Raw genomic sequence first — 16,195 nt, 5'->3', positions numbered from 1 at the left:
CGAGCGGAAAATCCGGTACATCTTGGCGATGGAGGCTAGTTCAATGATCGGCTCAGACATAATCGGCAAATAATGGCTTCAATCGCGAAAAGACAAATCCACCCAAGAAAAAAGTGGAGAACGAAATAACAGTGAAAATCGCCAGCAATCCCGGCTTGATGACCCCAATGAACGCTGCGTCTCGATACAGCATGATGAGGTAATACAGCGGGTTGGGGTACATGAAGGGGATGAGTTCCTTGGGGATCATTTCCTGGGTATAGGCAATGGGCGATACCAGCATCAGGAACAGGATCAATACCGCGACCATCTGGCTCAGGTCCGGTACGAATACGTTGATCGCCGACAATATCCAGATCAGTCCCACGGTAAAAATGATCTGTAGCACCAATATCAGCGGGATCGCCAACTGCGTGGAGTGGACGATGCCGCGGCTCCACAACACCATCAGCAACATCACTAGCCCCACCAGCATCGTCACGCTGCTGGCCAGCACGGTCTTGACCGGGATCAGATCGATCGGGAACAGCGTATTCTTGATCAAACCTTTATTGCCAAGAACAGAGCCCACCCCACTGCCCAGCGCCTCTGAAAACCCCAGGAACGGCACCAGCCCACAAAATATCAGGAGCACGTAGTCAAAGGTCCCGAACTCCGCGACCCGCACGCGATAGATCATCGTGTAAACCACGGCGTACAGGCCAAGGAAGAGCAATGGGTAGAGGAAAATCCACGCGACACCGAATATGGTGCCGATGAACCGGCTGCGTATGTCAGTCAATGTGGTTGCCCACAAAACATGGATGTGACGCCAGATGATTGAAATCGGGTTCATGGTCGTGTCTGTTCCAGGATAGCGACTATCCGTACGGCCGCGGTTCCGTCACCGTAGACATCTGCATGGCCCTTGGGGATTGACCTGTTGCTCATCGCCGCATTGATCGCGCTACGGCTGGCGCCCACCAACTGGTTGAACCCCAGCTCAACGGTTTCGACCCATTCGGTCTCATCACGCAGGGTGATGCAGGGCACACCGTAGAAATACGCTTCTTTTTGAACGCCGCCGGAGTCGGTAAGAATGACATTCGCCGCCTGCTCGAGGGCGACCATGTCCAGGAACGGCAACGGGTCGACCACTTTGATAGAGTCCAGGTGATGCTCCAGGCCGTGGGTCTTGAGCAGGTTGCGCGTACGTGGATGCAACGGCAGAACGACGGGCATTTGCACAGAGATATCGGCCAGGCCGGCCATGATTTCGCCCAGGCGCAGGGGATCATCGGTGTTTTCAGCACGATGACAAGTAGCCAGTGCAAAGGCCCCAGCCTCCAGGCCCAACTGCGCCATGACCTGACTCTGAGCCTTCGCGCGTTCGCGATAGAACAAGGCCACGTCATACATCACGTCGCCTACGTTATGCACCCCATGGGTGAGCCCTTCGTTGGCAAGGTTGTGGATGGCCAAGGCCGTAGGGCAAAGCAACAGCGTCGAGACTCGGTCGGAAAGAATACGATTGACCTCTTCGGGCATGCGCATGTTGAACGACCGCAGCCCTGCTTCGACATGTGCCACTGGAATGTGCAGCTTTGCTGCTGCCAGCGCACCGGCCAACGTCGAGTTGGTATCGCCGTAGATCAGCACCCAATCCGGTTTTTCCTTAAGGAGTATCTGCTCGATGCCTTCGAGCATACGCCCCGTCATCACGCCATGAGTGCCACCGCTAACCTCAAGGTTGTACTTGGGGGCAGGGATCTCCAGTTCGTCGAAGAAAACCTGGGACATGTTCGGGTCATAGTGCTGTCCGGTGTGCACCATGACTTCGACTAACCGCCCCGGATGCTTGAGGATTTCCCTGGAAACCGCCGCGGCCTTGATGAACTGTGGGCGAGCTCCAACGATGGTTACGATTTTGCAGGTCATGCGCGAAGGCTCTCTTTCAAGGTGTCGACGATAAGGCTCTGGGAATGCTCATCGAGATAGGGATGCATGGGCAGGCTCATCACGCGGGCAGCGATCGCATCGCCAACTGGCAGGTGTGCGTGCTCGTCCTTGACGGCGGGTTGGCGATTAAGCGGGATGGGATAATGCACGGCAGTGGGAACACCGGCGTTTCCAAGGTGCTTCTGGACCGTATCGCGGGCCGCCACCTGTACCGTGTACTGGGCCCATGCGCTCTGACTTCCCGTTGCCACGAAAGGAGCACGGATATCAGCCTGTTCCAGCAGTTGCGCATAGCGATCTGCAACTTCCTGACGCTGGCGAAGCTCGGCCTCGAAGACGTCCAGCTTGGGCAACATGATCGCCGCTTGCAGCGTGTCCAACCGGCTGTTCACACCGACGCGGATGTGATGATAGCGACGGTCCTGGCCATGTCGAGCAATTTGCCGCAACACCTTGGCCAGGTTCTCATCGTTGGTGAACATGGCACCGCCGTCGCCATAGCAGCCGAGTGGCTTGCTCGGGAAGAAACTGGTACAGGCGATGGTGCTCAGATTGCAGGAGCGCTTTCCTTTATAACCCCCCCCGAAACTTTGCGCGGCGTCCTCGATCACCGGTATACCGTGCCGGGCAGCGATGGCGTTGATCGCATCGAAGTCTGCGCACTGGCCGTACAGCGAAACCGGAATAATCGCCTTGGTCTTCGGCGTAATAGCCGCCTCCAGGAGCGCGGGATCAAGATTGTAGGTGTTGGCATCGACATCGACGTAGACAGGCTTTGCACCGAGCAAGGCAACGGTTTCTGCCGTAGCTATGTAGGAAAACCCTGGTGTGATGACTTCATCGCCGGGGCCGATGCCGAGCGCCATCTGCGCGATTTGCAGAGCATCGGTGCCGTTGGCGACGCTGATGCAGTATTTCGCGCCTGTAAAGGCTGCAAGGCGCTCTTCGAGCTCATTCACTTCAGGACCAAGGATGTATTGGCCATGGGCCAGAACGCGCTGGATGGCAGCGTCGATGTTTACCTTTATCAGCGCCTGCTGAGCCTTGAGGTCGATGAACTCGATCACTGCATATTCTCCTTTTTAAGCACATTCCCGCTAAGCACGTAGGTGGCGCCAGAATGGGCACACGGAACACTGCACTCTCCGCTCAGCGGCAGATCCAATTGTTCGCCAAATTCGCTCATCCAACCGATCTGCCGGGCAGGAACACCGACCATCAGGGCATAGGCAGGTACATCTCGGTTGACCACCGCGCCTGCACCTACGAAAGCGTAATCACCAATGGTCACACCGCAGACAATGGTGCAGTTGGCACCCAGTGTCGCGCCTTTCCTGACCAGAGTGTCGCGGTATTCGTTTTTGCGCTCAATGAGCGAACGAGGATTGTAGACGTTGGTGAACACCATGCTCGGACCACAAAAAACGCCCTCTTCAAGCGTGACGTTATCGTAGACGGAGACATTGTTTTGGATTTTGCAGTGATCGCCGATCACCACCTTGTTTCCGACAAAAACATTCTGACCAAGCGAAACGCCACGACCAATACAGGCGCCACCGCAAACGTGGACAAAATGCCAGATGCGAGAGTCATCGCCGATCTGAGCGCCATCGTCAATAATAGCGCTGGGGTGCTGGTAGTAATTCAAATTCGAGTCCTGATGTAAGTCACAGTACGCCTATGCAAAAAGCAGCCGCTACCGTAACGCTGGCAGCCTATCTTTTTTGCGCGCAGTGATCCTTGGGCTTTACTTCAGTCCTGCCACGAACGGGTGGCCTTCGTCATTCTCGGCGCGAGTCGGGGTCAGGGTACGGATGGTTTCCACCGTTTCAACACAATGACGCGCGTCTTCGATGCCGTAGCCCTTGCCATCCAGCACCGCTTGGTAGCTGACCGTGTGCAGATCGGTAAAACCTTCAGAAAACTCAATTTCCACTCCATCACAGGTAATGGAGCGGAACGTCGGCTTTTTACCTTTCACAGAAACTGGCAGGTCATCGGCATCAATGGAAAGGAACCAGCGCACACGAGCGTTCTCGTATTCAAGGTAGCCCGCAGCCTTGAAATCGCTGGCATAGTGAACAACGTTACGCTGCAATTTCCCGAAGATGAAATGCAGCATGTCGTAGAAGTGCACGCCAATGTTGGTGGCCACGCCGAAGGACTTGCGAGGATCGCCCTTCCAGCTCTCCATGTACCACTTGCCCCGACTGGTGATATAGGTCAGGTCGACTTCGTGTTTATGAGCACGCTTTTCGGCCTGGACACGGTTTTTCAGGTCGATGATTGCCTGGTGGTGACGAAGCTGGAGAATATTCCAGAGGCGCTTGCCTGTCTCCTGCTCAGTCAGGCTCAAGTCATCCAGCATCGCCGTGGTTGGCACCAGGGGCTTTTCGCAGATCACGTCACAGTCCAGACGCAGGCCAGCAGTGATATGCGGATGGTGCAAGTAATTGGGGGAGCAGATGGAAATGATATCCAGCGCAATAGCAGGATCACGTTTCAGGCGCCACGCATAATCGTAGAAGCGCTCGAACTCTGTAAAGAACTCGCTCTGGGGCGACAAGCTGTCGATAATCCCAACCGAATCATTGATGTCGTAGGCACAAACCAGTTCATGACCGGTGTCTTTGATGGCACGCATGTGGCGCGGAGCAATATAGCCAGCAGCACCAATAAGAGCGAAACGTTTCATGGAAAGACCTCAAAAAGGGGGAGTTGCCCTGCTGGGGACCCAAAGGAAGAGCGCGACGACATGAATACGAACGCTGTTCCTGAGGGTCCAGCCTTGCGGACTGGCTGTCAGGCCTTGATGATGTGCACCGCTGGCGTACGGTACTTGCCACGACTGTCGACAATCAGACGCGCCGAGGAACGGATCAGTTCGTAATCGAATTTCTCATGATCTGTCGCGAGGATTACCGCATCGAACGACGCCAGGTTATCCGATGTGATCGGCTCACTCGTCAGCGTGAAGTGGTGCTCACGCATTTTCGGAAATACCGGAACGTGCGGATCGCTGTAGGCCACGACAGCACCTTTGGCTTCAAGCAGCTCCATGATTTCCACCGATGGAGATTCGCGCATGTCATCGACATTTTTCTTGTAGGCGATGCCAAGCACCAGCACGCGACTGCCTTTGAGCGCCTTGCCTTCGTTGTTCAACCCGTCCATCAACTTGCCAACCACATACTCTGGCATGGCCTTGTTGACTTCGCCGGAAAGCTCGATGAAGCGTGTATGGAGGCCATACTCACGAGCCTTCCACGTCAAGTAGAACGGGTCGATCGGGATGCAATGGCCACCCAGTCCCGGGCCCGGATAATAAGCGGTGAAGCCGAAGGGTTTGGTGGCCGCCGCGTCAACCACTTCAAAAATATCGATTCCCATGCGATCAGCAACGACTTTCATCTCGTTGACCAAACCAATGTTGACCGCGCGATGGATATTTTCCAGCAGCTTGGTCATCTCGGCAGCCTTGGTCGAACTGACCGTCACCACCTGGTCGATGGCCTGCTCGTACAGAGCGATGCCGACCTGCAGGCAATTGGCTGTGTGGCCACCGATGACCTTGGGGATGGTACGGGTTTCAAAATCAGGGTTGCCCGGATCTTCTCGCTCTGGCGAATAGACCAGGAAAATATCTTCACCGGTGACGAGGTTGCCTTCCTCGACGCGAGGAAGGAGTTCTTCCTCGGTCGTTCCTGGGTAGGTTGTGCTTTCCAGCGAAACCACCTGACCCACGCGCAGATAAGGCTTGATTGCGTTGGTCGTGTTGATCACGAAGCTCATGTCCGGCTCGCGATACTTGTTCAGCGGGGTCGGCACACACAGGATGAGCGCATCACACTCGCTGACCCGGCTGAAGTCGGTGGTTGCCGAGAAGCCCGAGGCGCATGCCTGGGCAATATGACTGCTGGCGATGTGCTCAATATAGCTTTCACCCGCATTGAGTTTAGCGACCTTGTCAACATCAATATCGATCCCGAGGACGCGGAAGCCGATGGCGTTGTAGCGAAGCATCAACGGCAACCCAACGTAACCAAGCCCTACGATTCCGATTACCGCTTCCTTACTTTTAAATTTAGCAATACTTGCTTCGACCACACCCATTAACCAGACCACTCCCAACGAAAATGAAGAACTCCATATGTACGATATGTTACCAAAGCGGAGCTCGATGCTCATAGGACAATTCCCTTCCTTGAAAAAACACAGGAAATGGCCTACGCAACTTGCCGCATATGGATATTAGGCATCGCCCCCTCAAGATCAGAAAAAAGACGCCCAATCAGCCTGTCGATGCGACGAACGGTAATATTCAGCCGGCTCAGGCTTTCTGGCCAGTTTCCAGACTAATGGGGGCACAATCGACGCATCAGAAAACGGTTCCGTTTATTTTTTCTTACGCGGCCCGGTATTGAACACCGGTACTTTGCGCACAGGCTTGACCGAAGGTTCCACAGGCGAGGAGTCGCCGCTGTCCACCCACTTGCCCAGGTTGCGCTTGCCGCCGCCACCGGAGGTTTTCGGTTTCTTCGGCTTTTTCGGTTTCTTGATCACCTGGCCACTGGCGTCGGTGTCCGGAACCCGATGCTCAGGCTCGAAATCCTGTTCCATCTGACGAGTCAGCGTCTGGCGCGTCAGCATCTCGATGGCCGACAGCAGGTTCACTTCGTCGGCGCAGACCAGGGAAATCGCTTCCCCGGTCGAGCCCGCCCGACCGGTACGGCCGATGCGGTGGATGTAGTCCTCGGCGACGATCGGCAGGTCGAAGTTCACCACCAACGGCAAATCCTCGATATCCAAGCCACGGGCGGCGACGTCGGTCGCCACGAGGATCTGCACTTCGCTGGCCTTGAAGCGGTCCAGCGCGCGCTGGCGGGTGGCCTGGGGTTTGTCACCGTGGATGCCGTCGGCGTTGACGCCCAGGCCCTGGAGTTTCTCCACCAGCGCATCAACGCCATTGCGGGTCTTGGCAAAGACCAGCACCTGCTTCCACTTGTTCTTGCGCATCAGGTGCACGAACAATTCCGGCTTGCGCTTCTTGTCCACCGTCACCACCCATTGCTTGACGGTGTTGGCGGCGACGTTGCGCGGGCTCACTTCAATGCTCAGCGGATCGTTGAGCATCTGCCCGGCCAGCAGGCGGATCGCGTCGGAGAAGGTCGCCGAGAACAGCAGCGTCTGGCGCTTCTTCGGCAGTGCCTTGTAGATATTCGCCAGTTCCTCGGAGAAGCCCAGGTCGAGCATGCGATCGGCTTCGTCCAGCACCAGGGTCTGCAGCTGATTGAACTTCAGCGCGTTCTGGCGGAACAAATCGAGCAGACGCCCTGGCGTGGCGACCAACAGGTCGACGCCTTTGCGCAACTTCATCATTTGCGGGTTGATGCTGACACCGCCGTACACAGCGTAGGTGCTCAGCGGCAGGTTTTGCGCGTACTGACGCACGCTTTCATGGACCTGCTCAGCCAGCTCACGGGTCGGCACCAGGATCAGCGCTCGCACCGAGTTGGCCGCGACCTTCGGCCCTTCGGTGGTCAGCAACTGCAACAGCGGCACGGCGAAACCGGCGGTCTTGCCGGTGCCGGTCTGGGCCGCGGCCATCAGGTCACGACCGGCCAGCACCGCCGGCATGGCTTGGGCCTGCACCGGGGTCGGGGTCTGGTAACCGAGCGTCTCGAGGGCGCGCAGCAAGGGTTCGATCAGGCCAAGGGTGGCGAAAGTCATGGAAGTACCGTAGGAAAAATCAGCGCAAGGTGTGCAATGCGCGGCAGTTTACCCTAAATCAGGAAGCGGCCGGCGCAGGCTTGGGTTTGCGCCACTGCGGCAAACCGATCAGCACCACGGCACTGATGATCACCAGCATCGCCAGACTTTCTTCAGCGCCAATGGTTTCACCCGCGAACACGATCCCCAGCAACACCGCCACTGCCGGGTTGACGTAGGCATAACTGGTGGCCGCCGCCGGGCGCACATGCTTGAGCAGGTACATGTAGGCATTGAAGGCAACGATCGAGCCGAAGCAGGTCAGGTAAGCCAAGGCAAACCAACCTTCCAGCGGCGGCATGCTGTCCAGGTGCTCGCCGCTGGCCACGCTGCCGATCAACAGCACCACGCCGCCTACCAGCATTTCCACGGCACTGGCCATCGCCCCTGCCGGCAACGGCACGTGTTTGCTCAGCACCGAACCGAAGGCCCAGGACGCCGCCGCGAATACCAGCAAGGTCGCACCCAACGGGCTGGACTGCAGGTTGGAGCCCAGGTTGAGCATCGCGATGCCAATCAACCCCAGCACAATCCCCGCCCATTCCAGACGGGTATTACGCGCGCCCCAGAAATATCCGCAGAGCAAGGTAAACAAAGGCACCGTCGCCACCGCCAACGCCGCCACCCCGGACGCCACGCCCGTGTGCTCGGCCACACTGACCGCGCCGTTGCCGAAACTGAGCAACAACACACCGATGATGGCCCCGGCCTTCCATTGCGCCCAGGTCGGCGCCGGTGCCCCGCGCCAGCGCAGGAAGCCATACATCAGCGAACCGGCCAGCACAAAACGAATCCCGGCCAGCAACAGCGGCGGCCAATGCTCCACACCGATGCGAATCACCAGGTAGGTCGAACCCCAGATGACGTACAAGGCAAAAAAGGCAGCAATCAATGGCAAGGGAAAACGGCGTGGGCCGGGCATGTTCAGCTCGAAGTCAGGACAATGAGAGACGTTATTCTAGAAAGGCGACAGACGGAAAATAAGTTACAAAACCTGTTTATCCGAGCCGTACACTTTTCAAAACACGGATATCAACGCTATAAATCGTGTTTTCGAAAGTCACACTAACAGGAAGCCATACCGTGGATAAATACGACCGCATGCTGCTCAGCGCCCTGTTGGAAAACGGTCGTGCGTCCTACGCCGAACTGGCCCGCAAAGTAAACCTGTCAGCCCCGGCCGTGGCCGAGCGGGTCAGCAAACTGGAAGCCAGCGGCGTCATCACCGGTTATCAAGCCAAAGTCGACATGGCGAAGATCGGCCTGCCGGTGCAGTGCGTCATCGAATTGCGGATGAACCAGCATGGCAACCAGAAGACCTACGACGAACTGTGCAAGATCCCGCAACTGACCGAGTGCCACCGGGTCACCGGAGACCCGTGCGTGATCATGCAAGCGGCGGTTGGCTCGATGCCGGAACTGGAAGAGCTGATCAACCGCATCGCCAAGTTCGGCTTCAGCAAGACCTCGATCGTGCTGTCCAGCGCCATTGAAAAGCGCGTGCCGTTGGGGCAGTTGGAAGGCAACGGGAAGTAACACTGATCGAAACTGTGGGAGCGAGCTTGCTCGCGATAGCTTTGGATCAGCCAACCTCAATGTCGACTGACACACCGCTATCGCGAGCAAGCTCGCTCCCACATTGGATCTTCAGTGGGCACAGGGTCTGGGTGTTGCCGGGATCTGGTGTGGGAGCGAGCTTGCTCGCGAAAGCGGCCTGTCTGACACATCACTCCCACAGTTGCTTTGTGGTGTGTTTAGAACCCGCGATGCCGCTTGAGGTGCTCGTTGATCTTCGCCGCCGGCACTTTCTGCAAACTGCACAACAGATCATGGGACAACTCCCGCAGCCCATGCTTTTGCCGCAATTGCGAAGCCAGGTGCGCGGTGAGGTTGGCGGCCATTTCGGCGTCGGCCATGGCCCGGTGAGCCTGGCCGGTATGGGGCAGGCCGGCGAACGTGTTGAGCGTGCCGAGCTTGTGGTTCGGCGCCGCTGGCATCAGGCGCCGGGCCAGCAACAGTGAGCAGGCAAAATTCTGCAGGCGGGTGCGCTTGATTCGCCCCAGTTCGAAATCCCAGAACTTCTGGTCGAACGCAGCGTTGTGCGCCAGCAGCGGCGTGATGCCGACGAACTCGTTGACCTCGTTCATCACCTTTTCCGCCGACGGGGCGCTGCGCAGCATGGCGTTGCTGATGCCGGTCAGTTGCTCGATAAACGCAGGGACGCGCACACCGGCATTCATCAGGCTCTGGTAGCGGTCGACGATCCGGCCTTGCTCAAGCATCACCACCGCGATTTCAGTAGCCCGGCAACTGCTGCTCGGGGTGATCCCGGTGGTTTCAAAGTCGATGACTGCGATGCGTTCCAAACCTTTTGAACTCCGTGAAAATCAATTCTTGAGCAACAACGCGCCTTCGATGGGCACGTAGCGGCTGGCAGCGCGGATCAGCGAGTTGGCGGTCAACCCCGGCACACCATAGGCCACGGCCTGTACGCCGTGTTTTTGGATGATGCGTTCGAGCAGCATGTCGAAATCGCCGTCGCCGGAGGCCAGCACCACTTCGTCGACGTGATCGGCGGCGTCCATGATGTCCAGCGTGATGCCCACGTCCCAGTCGCCCTTGGCCGAGCCGTCGCTGCGCTGGATGTAAGGCTTGAGCTTCACGATAAAGCCCAGGTTGCGCAGGATCTGCTGGAATTGCTGCTGCTTGCTGTCACCGCGATCGATCGCGTAGGCATAGGCCTCGACGATCTGCCCCTGCTTGCTGACATCAGCCCACAGCGCGGCATAGTTGAAATGGCAACCGTAGGCTTGGCGCACGGTGTAGTAGAGGTTCTGGACATCGGCGAACACTGCAATTTTTTTCACCGCGTTTCCTCTTGGATGCACACGCACGCAGACCACCTGGGCCGAAAAGTCGCCCAGTATGCCAGCCCGAAGGATTGTTCCGCGAATAATCGCCCCGAGGCGCCTGTGCGCCCCGGACGAATGGCAGGTCAGACGAAGGAGTCGTCGTCGCCGAAGGAAGATGAATCGTCGCTGTAGTCCGCGTCGCTGAAACCGCCCGGGTCATTACCATAGCCGTCGTTATCGGCCACCCGTTGGTCATCGCCCCAACCGTTGTCGCCGCTGTTGGCGGTGTCGTTGACCGGTTGAGCCGGCTCCTCCTTGATGACCTCGACGATTTCCTGGGGTTGCTGGTTACTGTGGAACAGGCTGCTGATGCCTTGGGCCAGCATCACACCGCCGGCCACGCCTGCCGCGGTTTTCAGGGCGCCGCCGAGGAAGCTGCCCGCAGCCGGGGCCTGCTGTTGCGGTGCGCCATAATTGCCGGGCGGCGCGCCGAAGCCCTGTTGGGGCTGGGCATTGAAGGACGGCTGTGCCGGTTCGCGCCAGCCTCCCCCACTGGACGTCGGTGTGCTTGCCGGGCGTGAATCCCGGGCGCTGCCACCAAAAATGCTCGACAGAAAGCCTCCGCCACCGCTGGGTGCCGATGGCTGGGAACGGGCCCGTTGCAGCTCGGCCTGCAATTGCTCGACCTGCTGGGCGAGTTGCTTGTTCTGTTCATCGAGGCGCTTGATCGCGGCCTCCTGCACCAGAATCGCCTGGGCCATGAAATAGCCCGCCGCTGGCTGGCTGGCCAGGTGTTCCTTGATCCGCGCCTCGGCCTGGACGTCGCGCGGGGCTGAATCCTTTTCGGCCTGTTGCAGCCGTGAAAACAGTCCATCGATCAGGGTTTGTTCTTCGCTGTTCATGGCGACCTCATTAGATTGCCGGGTAGAAACCATTCCGGTCCAGAAGACCGGTGCCCACCAGTAATGGGGCTCGCCGCAAAGGTTTCAATGGTCTTTACCTGATGTTTACGTTTGCTTGTGCGGGCGCTTGATCGGTTAAAGTGTCGGACCGCTTTTGAACTGCGATACCGACTCATGAATCCGTTTGACGTGCTGCGCGACTCTTTGTATTTCTTCAAGCGCCATCTGGGCCGGATCGCCCAGCTGTGCCTGCCGCTGGTCATACTCGAGGCCTTGCTGCAGCAAGGCGTGGACAGCGCCGTCGGCCCCGAGGGTTTCCCCGGCTACAGCGTGATCGTCGGGCTCTTGGTGTACCCGTTGTACACCGCCGCGTTGATCCTGTTTCTCGACGCCCGCAGCCGCGGTGAAGCACCACGCACCCGTGACCTGCTCGCAACGGCCCTCACCCTGTGGCCACGCTTTGCCTTGCTGACGGCCCTCAACACGCTGTTGATCCTGGTGGGGCTGTCGTTGTACTTCCTGCCGGGCCTGTGGCTGATGGTGACCCTGGCCTTCAGTGAATACCTGTTGGTCCTCAGGGGCCTGACACCCCTGGCGGCGATGAAGGAAAGCCTGAACATGTCCCGCGGCAACTTCTGGCGGGTCCTGCTGTGTATTCTCTGTGTGATGGGCCCGCTGTGGCTGCTCAAGGGCGTCAGCGTCTCGGTGTATCCACCGCCTCAGAACCCTGTGCTCAGCCTGCTGATCGACAGCGTCCACAGCTTCTTGCAGCTGTTCACCAGCGTGGTGCTGTTCCGCATGTTCATGTTGATCGAAGCCAAGCCTGACAACCGCTGATCGCACACTGCGAAGGCCCTGGGCTTGGGCTTGAGAACCGCTCTCGGTTATGCTCGGGATCACTTTCGCGTTTCGCCCATAAGCCGAGCCATGACCCGTCTACTGCGCTACACCTTGCTGGGCCTGCTGTTGATCCTCAGCCTGGCCGCCCTGTCGATCTACGGCCTGACCTGGCGGCCACAGCCCCGGGAAACCTTGCCGGTCAGTTGCACCGCCAACGCAGCACCGCTGGCGCCCGGCCAGGCCTTGAAGGTGATGACCTGGAACGTCCAGTTCCTCGCCGGCAAACGCTACGTGTTCTGGCACGACCTGGCCCAGGGCAACGATGAAAGCCCGACCCTGGAAGACATGGCCTTCAGCCTCGACGAAGTGGCACGGGTCATCCGCGACGAGCAACCAGACGTCGTGCTGCTCCAGGAACTGGACAAGGGCGCCAAGGCCAGCGATTACCAGGACCAGCTCAAGCTGTTGCAGGAGCGGCTGGCCGACCTCTATCCGTGCGGCACCAGTGCCTTCGACTGGAAGGCCGATTTCGTCCCCGATCCGCACATCTTCGGCAGCGTCGGCCGGCAACTGGCGACCCTGAGTCGCTACCGCATCGACCATGCCGAACGGGTACAACTGCCGGTGGCCGACACCAACATCATCAGCCGTCAGTTCCAGCCGAAAAATGCCTTGTTGGTGAGCTATCTGCCGCTGAGCGGCGGCGGCCAACTGGCGGTGCTCAACACCCACCTGGAACGGGCCACCGAGCCGGACGAAACCCTGCCCAGACAAATCACCGCCGTGGCCAAGGCCCTGGATAAATTCGAATCCGCTGGCACACCCTGGCTGATCGGCGGCGACTTCAACCTGCTGCCCCTGGGCCAGTACCGGCGCCTGCCGGCCGAGCAACGCACGCCCTACTCCGCCGACAGCCCTCTGCACCTGCTGTGGGACAAATACCCGATGATCCCCACCAACAACGAGGCCAGCGGTATCGACCGCGAACACTGGCTGACCCACTACCCGAACGACCCCGGCCTCAACGGCCCCGACCGCACCGTCGACTACCTCTTCTACAGTCCGCGCCTCAAACGGGTCGAAGCCCAGGTAAGGCAGGACGACACCTTGCGTATCTCCGATCACTTGCCGGTGATTGCGCGGTTCCTGTTGCCGGCAGCGCCTTAGCCCTTTGTGGGAGCCGAGCTTGCTCGCGATTGCGGTGGATCAGCAGCACGGTCATTGACTGACACACCGCTATCGCGAGCAAGCTCGGCTCCCACAGAGTTTGTATTTCATATCCTGAATATCCTCAGCTCACTTACGCGGCTTGACCCGCGCCGTCGCCTCCGCCACCAGCGGATCGTCCGGCCAGTAATGCTTGGGATAGCGCCCCTTGAGGTCCTTCTTCACCTCGGCGTAGGTGCTGCGCCAGAAGTTCGCCAGATCCTGGGTGACCTGCACCGGCCGGCGCGCCGGTGACAGCAGGTGCAACTTGACCACCTGGCGCCCGCCAGCGATGCGCGGGGTGTCGGCCAGGCCGAAGAGCTCCTGCAAGCGCACCGCCAGGATCGGCGGATGCTCGCTGTAGTCCAGGCGGATCGACGACCCCGAGGGCACGCTCAAATGGTGCGGCGCCAATTCATCCAAGCGTTGCGGCAGGGGCCAGGGCAACAGGTTGTGAACGATGCTCGACAAATCCAGGTTGGCAAAATGGCTGAGGCGCGAGACTCGGCCCAGATACGGCATCAACCAATGCTCTAGGCTGCCCAGCAATGCGCCATCGCTGACATCCGGCCATTCGCTCTCGCCCTTGGCGTCCAGGTCCAGGCGACGCAGCAGCGCCACCCGCGCCTGCCATTGCCGCAGTTCCGGGGTCCAGGGCAATAACTCCAGGCCCTTGCGCCGCACCAGGTTCACCAGGGCCTGGCTACGGGCCGACTCATCCAGGCCGGTCAGCGGTTCACGGCTGAGCACCAGTTCGCCAACCTTGCGCTGGCGCTCGGCGCGCAGCACGCCTTCGCGCTCGTCCCAATCCAGTTGATCCACAACACGGACTTGTTCGGCCAATACCGAATCGAACAGCGCCGGGTCGAAATCCGTCGCCAGGTAGATCCGCTCTTCGCGCTGGCCCTGACGGCTGCCCAGGTCGGCGATCACCAGCCACGCTTGTTTCATCAGGCTGTCAGCCTCGGCAAACAGCGCCGCACGGCCGTTGGCCAAACGATATTCGGCGCCGCCGGGCCGGCGTTGCTGGGCGACGCGGTCCGGGTAGGCCAGCGCCAGCAACGCACCAAGCCAGCGCGGATGATCGGGATCGGCCACGGCTTCTTCGGCTTTACCTCGCAGGTAACCGCGATATTGCCGGGCCAGTTGTCGCGCCCGCTGCACCCCGCCCTGGGCGCCGCGCGCTGCGCGTTCTTCGCCGGACAGCAAGGCCAGGCGACTGTGCAGATCCGCGCCGGCGCCACGCAGAATATCGCGCTCGCCCAACAGTGCGGCGACGTTGCAGGCCATGTCCGCCAGCCCCAGCGCCTGACCGCGCAACAGCAGATGAGCGATACGCGGGTGGGCCGGCAGCTCGGCCATGGCCTGACCATGGCGAGTCAGTTGCTCGCCTTCCAACGCGCCCAGGCGTTGCAGCAGGTCCTGGGCCTGGGCATACGCAGCGGTGGGCGGAATGTCGAGCCAGACCAATTGCTGCGGCGTCACCCCCCAGCGTCCCAACTGCAGGGCCAATCCAGCCAGGTCCGCCGACAGAATCTCCGCGCTGCCGTAGGCGGCCAATTGTTCATGCTGGTCTTCGGACCACAATCGATAGCAGACACCAGGCTCCAGACGCCCGGCCCGACCAGCCCGCTGGGTAGCGCTGGCTCGGGAAATGCGCTGGGTGTCGAGTCGGGTCATGCCGCTGCCCGGGTCGAAACGCGGCACCCGGGCCAGTCCGGCGTCGATCACCACCCGCACGCCATTGATGGTCAGGCTGGTTTCAGCGATGTTGGTGGCCAGCACCACTTTGCGCTGGCCGAGTGGCGCGGGGTCGATGGCGGCGCGCTGGGCGGCGAGGTCCAGTTCGCCGTGCAATGGACAGAGCAACACATTGCCACCCTCGCCCAAGGCCTCGGCCAGTTGCTGATGGACCCGGCGGATCTCGGCCTGCCCGGGCAAGAACACCAAGACGCTGCCGGTTTCATCCCCCAGTGCATCCAATACGGCCTGCACCAACCGCGGCTCGATGAACTCGCCGGGCTGGAACGGCCGGCCCCAACGCACCGTCACCGGGAACATGCGGCCTTCGCTGCGCAGGATCGGCGCGTTGTCCAGCAACCCGGCCAGGCGCTCACCTTCCAGGGTGGCGGACATCAGCAGGATCTTCAGTGGCTGGTCTTCGCGAAACAGCTCCCGACCGTTGAGGCTCAGGGCCAGGGCCAGGTCGGCGTCGAGACTGCGTTCATGGAATTCATCGAAAATCAGCAGCCCCACGCCTTCCAGCGCCGGGTCGTCCTGCAAGCGCCGGGTGAGGATGCCTTCGGTGACTACTTCAATGCGGGTCTTGGGGCCGACCTTGCTGTCGAGGCGAATCCGGTAGCCGACGGTTTCACCGACCTTTTCCCCCAGTTCACTGGCCAGCCGCTCGGCCGCCGCCCGTGCCGCCAGGCGCCGGGGTTCGAGCATCAGGATGGTCTGCCCGGCCAGCCAGGGCTCGTGCAACAAGGCCAGGGGAACACGGGTGGTTTTACCGGCACCGGGCGGCGCTTCGAGCACGGCTTCGTGGCGCGATGCCAAGGCTTGACGCAGGGCGGGTAAAACTTCATCAATCGGCAAAGAAATCATGCTGGCTCCAAAACAGAGGGCCGAGTATAACGGCGAACTGTTTAGCGTGGTCTGGACTCCAACCAGCAACGCCTTTACCTG

15 protein-coding genes are annotated in these 16,195 nt (G+C 59.8%); 3 read left to right on the top strand and 12 right to left on the bottom strand.

Annotation, left to right across the window (positions count from 1 at the left end):
• Nucleotides 1–52 precede the first annotated feature (52 nt).
• The 8 genes from AB4O09_RS04985 to yedA form a co-directional block, all read right to left on the bottom strand.
• The gene (locus tag AB4O09_RS04985) at nucleotides 53–835 is read right to left on the bottom strand and encodes an ABC transporter permease (RefSeq protein ID WP_038859231.1); all 783 of its coding nucleotides are present in this window, start codon (nucleotides 833–835) and stop codon (nucleotides 53–55) included.
• Nucleotides 832–1,917 carry a non-hydrolyzing UDP-N-acetylglucosamine 2-epimerase gene (wecB, locus tag AB4O09_RS04980; protein ID WP_038859233.1) on the bottom strand — a complete coding sequence of 362 codons (1,086 nt, stop codon included), beginning with the start codon at nucleotides 1,915–1,917 and terminating at the stop codon, nucleotides 832–834. The genes AB4O09_RS04985 and wecB overlap by 4 nt, the downstream gene beginning before the upstream one ends.
• Nucleotides 1,914–3,005, bottom strand: a complete 1,092-nt coding sequence (locus tag AB4O09_RS04975) for a DegT/DnrJ/EryC1/StrS family aminotransferase (RefSeq protein ID WP_038859234.1) — start codon at nucleotides 3,003–3,005, stop codon at nucleotides 1,914–1,916. The genes wecB and AB4O09_RS04975 overlap by 4 nt, the downstream gene beginning before the upstream one ends.
• Nucleotides 3,002–3,586 (bottom strand): UDP-2-acetamido-3-amino-2,3-dideoxy-D-glucuronate N-acetyltransferase, encoded by a 585-nt coding sequence (gene wbpD / locus AB4O09_RS04970; protein ID WP_038859235.1) that lies wholly within the window; start codon nucleotides 3,584–3,586, stop codon nucleotides 3,002–3,004. The genes AB4O09_RS04975 and wbpD overlap by 4 nt, the downstream gene beginning before the upstream one ends.
• Before the next feature lie 99 nt (nucleotides 3,587–3,685).
• Entirely contained in the window at nucleotides 3,686–4,633 is a 948-nt protein-coding gene (locus AB4O09_RS04965; RefSeq protein WP_038859236.1) for a Gfo/Idh/MocA family protein, read from the bottom strand.
• Nucleotides 4,634–4,740: 107 nt separating this feature from the next.
• Nucleotides 4,741–6,051 carry a UDP-N-acetyl-D-glucosamine 6-dehydrogenase gene (gene wbpA / locus AB4O09_RS04960; protein WP_038859237.1) on the bottom strand — a complete coding sequence of 437 codons (1,311 nt, stop codon included), beginning with the start codon at nucleotides 6,049–6,051 and terminating at the stop codon, nucleotides 4,741–4,743.
• Between the two features lie 282 nt (nucleotides 6,052–6,333).
• Nucleotides 6,334–7,668 carry a DEAD/DEAH box helicase gene (locus AB4O09_RS04955; RefSeq protein ID WP_038859238.1) on the bottom strand — a complete coding sequence of 445 codons (1,335 nt, stop codon included), beginning with the start codon at nucleotides 7,666–7,668 and terminating at the stop codon, nucleotides 6,334–6,336.
• Between the two features lie 58 nt (nucleotides 7,669–7,726).
• Nucleotides 7,727–8,629, bottom strand: a complete 903-nt coding sequence (yedA, locus tag AB4O09_RS04950) for a drug/metabolite exporter YedA (RefSeq protein ID WP_003205832.1) — start codon at nucleotides 8,627–8,629, stop codon at nucleotides 7,727–7,729.
• Nucleotides 8,630–8,790: 161 nt separating this feature from the next.
• Here yedA and AB4O09_RS04945 point away from each other — a divergent pair, with 161 nt between their 5' ends.
• A complete protein-coding gene (locus tag AB4O09_RS04945; protein WP_003205835.1) occupies nucleotides 8,791–9,243 on the top strand; it encodes an Lrp/AsnC family transcriptional regulator in 453 nt (150 codons plus the stop codon).
• A gap of 218 nt (nucleotides 9,244–9,461) precedes the next feature.
• Here AB4O09_RS04945 and AB4O09_RS04940 read toward each other — a convergent pair whose 3' ends face one another.
• The 3 genes from AB4O09_RS04940 to AB4O09_RS04930 form a co-directional block, all read right to left on the bottom strand.
• On the bottom strand, nucleotides 9,462–10,073 hold the full coding sequence (locus AB4O09_RS04940; protein WP_003205836.1) for a 3'-5' exonuclease: 612 nt from the start codon (nucleotides 10,071–10,073) through the stop codon (nucleotides 9,462–9,464).
• Nucleotides 10,074–10,094: 21 nt separating this feature from the next.
• Nucleotides 10,095–10,574: a LabA-like NYN domain-containing protein gene (locus AB4O09_RS04935; protein ID WP_013694260.1), complete on the bottom strand. Its 480-nt coding sequence runs from the start codon at nucleotides 10,572–10,574 to the stop codon at nucleotides 10,095–10,097.
• Nucleotides 10,575–10,702: 128 nt separating this feature from the next.
• The gene (locus AB4O09_RS04930; protein ID WP_003205839.1) at nucleotides 10,703–11,461 is read right to left on the bottom strand and encodes a DUF2076 domain-containing protein; all 759 of its coding nucleotides are present in this window, start codon (nucleotides 11,459–11,461) and stop codon (nucleotides 10,703–10,705) included.
• 174 nt (nucleotides 11,462–11,635) lie between these two features.
• Between AB4O09_RS04930 and AB4O09_RS04925 the strand changes: the two genes are divergently transcribed.
• Nucleotides 11,636–12,298, top strand: a complete 663-nt coding sequence (locus tag AB4O09_RS04925; RefSeq protein WP_003205840.1) for a YciC family protein — start codon at nucleotides 11,636–11,638, stop codon at nucleotides 12,296–12,298.
• Between the two features lie 90 nt (nucleotides 12,299–12,388).
• Entirely contained in the window at nucleotides 12,389–13,468 is a 1,080-nt protein-coding gene (locus AB4O09_RS04920; RefSeq protein ID WP_003205843.1) for an endonuclease/exonuclease/phosphatase family protein, read from the top strand.
• A 129-nt stretch (nucleotides 13,469–13,597) separates the two neighbouring features.
• On the opposite strand, the gene hrpB is transcribed toward AB4O09_RS04920, so the two are convergent.
• Nucleotides 13,598–16,114, bottom strand: coding sequence for an ATP-dependent helicase HrpB (gene hrpB, locus AB4O09_RS04915; protein ID WP_460107983.1), 2,517 nt, complete (start codon nucleotides 16,112–16,114; stop codon nucleotides 13,598–13,600).
• Nucleotides 16,115–16,195 lie beyond the last annotated feature (81 nt).

This window comes from Pseudomonas sp. H1_F01 (genome assembly GCF_054681425.1).
The sequence above is the reverse complement of the archived record's forward strand: the minus strand, read 5'-3'. Positions and strand labels throughout refer to the sequence as shown.